Origin of the sequence: Azospirillum sp. B506 (assembly GCF_000333595.1) — a bacterium.
Classification (GTDB): domain Bacteria; phylum Pseudomonadota; class Alphaproteobacteria; order Azospirillales; family Azospirillaceae; genus Azospirillum.
In genome coordinates this window covers 1-3481 of the sequence record NZ_BADK01000254.1, presented here as the reverse complement: position 1 = coordinate 3481, position 3481 = coordinate 1, and the positions used below count along the sequence as shown (strand labels likewise).

At 65.2% G+C, this 3481-nt stretch carries 5 protein-coding genes and 1 pseudogene; 3 read left to right on the top strand and 3 right to left on the bottom strand.

Features of this window, described 5'->3' with window-relative positions:
• A partial coding sequence (locus tag I71_RS07885; RefSeq protein ID WP_375731180.1) for an ImuA family protein occupies positions 1-504 on the top strand: 504 nt, incomplete at its 5' end.
• A gap of 90 nt (positions 505-594) precedes the next feature.
• Here the strand turns inward: I71_RS07885 and I71_RS07880 are convergent.
• The gene (locus I71_RS07880; protein ID WP_042693566.1) at positions 595-789 is read right to left on the bottom strand and encodes a hypothetical protein; all 195 of its coding nucleotides are present in this window, start codon (positions 787-789) and stop codon (positions 595-597) included.
• 369 nt (positions 790-1158) lie between these two features.
• Here I71_RS07880 and I71_RS07875 point away from each other — a divergent pair, with 369 nt between their 5' ends.
• Positions 1159-1854, top strand: coding sequence for a tRNA-uridine aminocarboxypropyltransferase (locus tag I71_RS07875; protein WP_042693564.1), 696 nt, complete (start codon positions 1159-1161; stop codon positions 1852-1854).
• 150 nt (positions 1855-2004) lie between these two features.
• Positions 2005-2586: a tyrosine phosphatase family protein gene (locus I71_RS07870; protein ID WP_244433703.1), complete on the top strand. Its 582-nt coding sequence runs from the start codon at positions 2005-2007 to the stop codon at positions 2584-2586.
• Positions 2587-2629: 43 nt separating this feature from the next.
• Here the strand turns inward: I71_RS07870 and I71_RS07865 are convergent, their stop codons facing one another.
• Positions 2630-3262, bottom strand: a complete 633-nt coding sequence (locus I71_RS07865) for a 2OG-Fe(II) oxygenase (protein WP_049975978.1) — start codon at positions 3260-3262, stop codon at positions 2630-2632.
• A gap of 78 nt (positions 3263-3340) precedes the next feature.
• A pseudogene (locus I71_RS39590) lies at positions 3341-3481 on the bottom strand (2OG-Fe(II) oxygenase); the annotation flags it as partial.

Sequence of the window (3481 nt, the reverse complement as noted above, 5' to 3'; positions counted from 1 at the left end):
TGGGCGATGGAGGAGGCACTGCGCTGCTCCGCCCTGTCGGCGGTGTTGGGCGAACTGGAGGGGGTGGACCTTACTGCCAGCCGGCGGCTCCAGCTCGCGGCCGAATCGACTGGGGTGACCGGCTTCCTGCTGGATCTGAGCGCCGGTGCATCGGGCGGACGCGCCAAACGAGGGGAAGGGGTCAGCGCCGCGGTGACCCGCTGGCGCCTGGACGCCGTCTCCAGCCTGGATGAGGAGGATGACGAGGCTCCACATTCGGCCGGAGGGCTGCCGGGGCTGGGAATGCCACGCTGGTCGGTCACGCTGGAACGATGCCGGGGTGGCCGCCCGGGCCACTGGACCCTCGCCTGGGACGGGGAGAGGTGGCGCGACGTGGGGAATGAGGATCGAAGCGGCCCTGGTCAGGCCGCGGAAGGCGACTCGGGACTATGGATGGCCCGGCAGCCGGCCCGGCAGCCGGCCCGGCAGCCGATGGCGTACCAACGATGGCGCACCAATCGATGACCCTGCGGCCGATGTCCGACAATCGACAGGGTCGTTTGTCGGATCACCGCAAACCGGCCATCGCGCCGGCTGGGGCGCGCTGAATGCCGGTCAGTAGTTGGTCGCCCAATCCGGCTCACGGCGGCCGGGCTGTTCCGACCCGTCCGGCTCGGTCATCCAGCGCGGGTCATCCGCATCCATTGGCGCACCCATCGGTGCGTAAAGCGGCAGCTGGCGGGCGAATTCCGCGCTGTCGGCATCACGGCGCTGCTTCAGCAGGCGGTCGGCAAGGTGGGCGGGCAGCATGGCAGGTCTCCTTCTGAGCGCCGGATGGCACCGTGGATCAGCCTGACAAGGCCGGTCCTGGCCCACCCGTCGTCCTGTTTGCCTGGATATTAACTACGCAAGTTCCAGGCCAGCTGTTAAGCGCGTCACACGAGTTCCATCACACACGACTAAGTCTCTACAAACGGTTTATACGAAGCCACTTGAACCCACATGAACCGGTATGACACGAAGGAATCCGGGGGGACTCTGCGGGGATCTGTCGTACACGCCGTGGCGGACATCGCCCATCGATCGGGCATTGCCGCCGTCTTGTGTGAGATGTGTTCCCTTCCGCGCCGTTCCAACCCATATTCGCGGCCAATCCCCTTCAAGGAATGCGTACCTCCCATGCACAGCGCCCCCGCTCCCGACCTTTGCCCGAACTGCCTAAAACCCAACCATCTGTGCATTTGCGAGGCAGTGCAGCCGATCGACAACCGCGTGTTCCTGCTGATCCTGCAGCATCCGCAGGAGAAGAGGGAGAATCTGGGCACTGCCCAGATCGCCCATCTGCAGTTCACCAATTCGATGGTGAAGGTCGGGCTGAGCTGGCCGGGTCTGAAGCGTATCCTGGGGCGCGAGGTCGATCCCAGGCGCTGGGGCGTGCTGTATCTCGGTCCGGTGAAGGATGGCGGTGCTCCCCGGCCGGAGGTGGGGGTGGTCGACAAGAACGGCCAGCCGCTGCGCGACAGCGCCGGGATTCTTGGCGACCTGGAGGGGGTGATCGTCCTGGACGGCACCTGGAGCCAGGCCAAGACCCTGTGGTGGCGCAATGCCTGGCTGCTGAAATGCCATCGTATCGTGCTGAATCCACAGTTCCGCTCCCTTTACGGGCAGGCGCGCAAGGAGCCGCGGCGCGACAGCGTCTCCACCCTGGAGGCTGCCGCTTTCCTGCTATCGCGGCTGGAGGGCAACCAGAGCATCATGGACACCGCGCTGAAGCCCTTCTCGCTGTTGCTGAAGAAGCTGCGCGCCCCCCGTCCGCGCCCGACGCCGGCTGGCGAAGCCGCCGGTCCGGAGGAGGAGTCCGCCGGGGAGGAGTGACGGGCGGGGAGGAGCGTTGGCGCCGATTGTCCGGCACCGCATGTGATGATCTCGTGTACGAACGGTTGCCGGGTTGACGGCGGCGGGGCGGCGGGTGCCAAATGCGGCTTCCCAGCCCCCTGTCTTCCTCCTCCGCAATCGAACGAGAGAATGATGGCCAGCGATTTCGTGCCTTTCGGCCTGACTGTCTGCGGTCTCAGCGAGCTTTGCAATTTCGGCGGCGGCAAGGTCAGCCATGTGCTGTCCATCCTCGACCCCGAGATGACGGAGCCGAGCGAATTCGGCGAGTATGGCGAGCATGAACGGCTGGAACTGCGCTTCCACGACGTCATCGAGCCGACCCGAGGCCAGATCGCGCCGGAACGGTCGGATGTGGAGCGCATCCTGGCCTTCGGCCGCGACCTGCTGGCAGAGCCGGTGGGTTGCCGCCATCTGCTGGTCCACTGCCATGCCGGCGTGTCACGCTCCACCGCCGCGCTGACCATGATCCTGGCCCAGGCGCGTCCCGAACGTCCGGCGGCCGACGCGGTGGGGGCGGTGGTCGCCATCCGGGCCCAGACCTGGCCCAACCTGCGCATGATCGAGTTTGCCGATGACATTCTCGGCCGCAACGGCGACCTGATCGCCGCCGTACGCCAGCGTCACCGGACGCTGGGCAGGCAACGTCCGGAGCTGGTCCAGTTCATGATCGACAGCGGCCGCATCCGCGAGGTCGAGGATCTGATCGACTGAGGGGCTGCCGACCGAAGGGCGCCGTTGCCCTTCGGCCCCTGCCTCAATAGCCGGCCGACTGGCCGCCGAAGACGCCCTTGGCCCAGGCGCCGATGCGGTGACGCAACTGTTCATGCCAGATATAGACGCTACCCTTGACCCAGTTCATCTGGATCGCACGGCGCTGGCCTTCGAAGGGATAGTGGCCGTGCCAGGACGTGTCGCTGCGGCGGAAGCACATCAGGGTGCCTTCCTCCGGCGGGACCTCGGCGGCGTAATCCTCCAGGTTCTGGGAGCGCAGGATGCGCAGGCGGCCGCCGGTCGCCTCCCAGGGCGGGTTCATGTAGATCAGCACGGTGATGACCTTGCTGGCCGAATCCGGATGGATCTTGCCGTCGGTCGGCCGGCACATGCCGCGTGCCGTGAACATGGTCGGGTATTTCGACAGGTCGATCCCGAACTTGTCGGAGAAGGCCTTGCAGACCTCCGGCCCCTTCAGTTCGGCGATCATCCGGTCGAAGCTCGGCCCTTGGGGGAAAACGCCCAGCGGGATCGAGCCGGGCTTGTCCACCTTGGGATAGTCGCGGTGCAGCTCTTCGAGATACTCCCGCTTCACAAAACCCGGAACGCACAGGAAATCATAGGGATCGTGCTGCAGAGGGGTGGCACGGAACTTGTCCAGATCAAGCATGGACATGGGTACGGAACTCCCAAAGAGCGTGCCGACGATGGCTTTGCCCCCCAAAACCGGCGTCACTTAATCACGACGGAAGTTTTATGCAACAGGTTTGTCAGGGAAACACAATTCTTGCCGGGCCCGCCATTCGGGGCCGACATAATTGACGATGATCGATTTCCGAACGCCATTGATCGAACGTTTCTCGAACCCATGCCAAGTATTGCTTCCGGGGATGAA

Excerpts from the sequence above, each read along its gene's own strand:
- I71_RS07880 (WP_042693566.1), bottom strand. The coding sequence starts at position 789 with ATGCTGCCCGCCCACCTTGCCGACCGCCTGCTGAAGCAGCGCCGTGAT.
- I71_RS07875 (WP_042693564.1), top strand. The coding sequence starts at position 1,159 with ATGCACAGCGCCCCCGCTCCCGACCTTTGCCCGAACTGCCTAAAACCC.
- I71_RS07870 (WP_244433703.1), top strand. The coding sequence starts at position 2,005 with ATGATGGCCAGCGATTTCGTGCCTTTCGGCCTGACTGTCTGCGGTCTC.
- I71_RS07865 (WP_049975978.1), bottom strand. The coding sequence starts at position 3,262 with ATGTCCATGCTTGATCTGGACAAGTTCCGTGCCACCCCTCTGCAGCAC.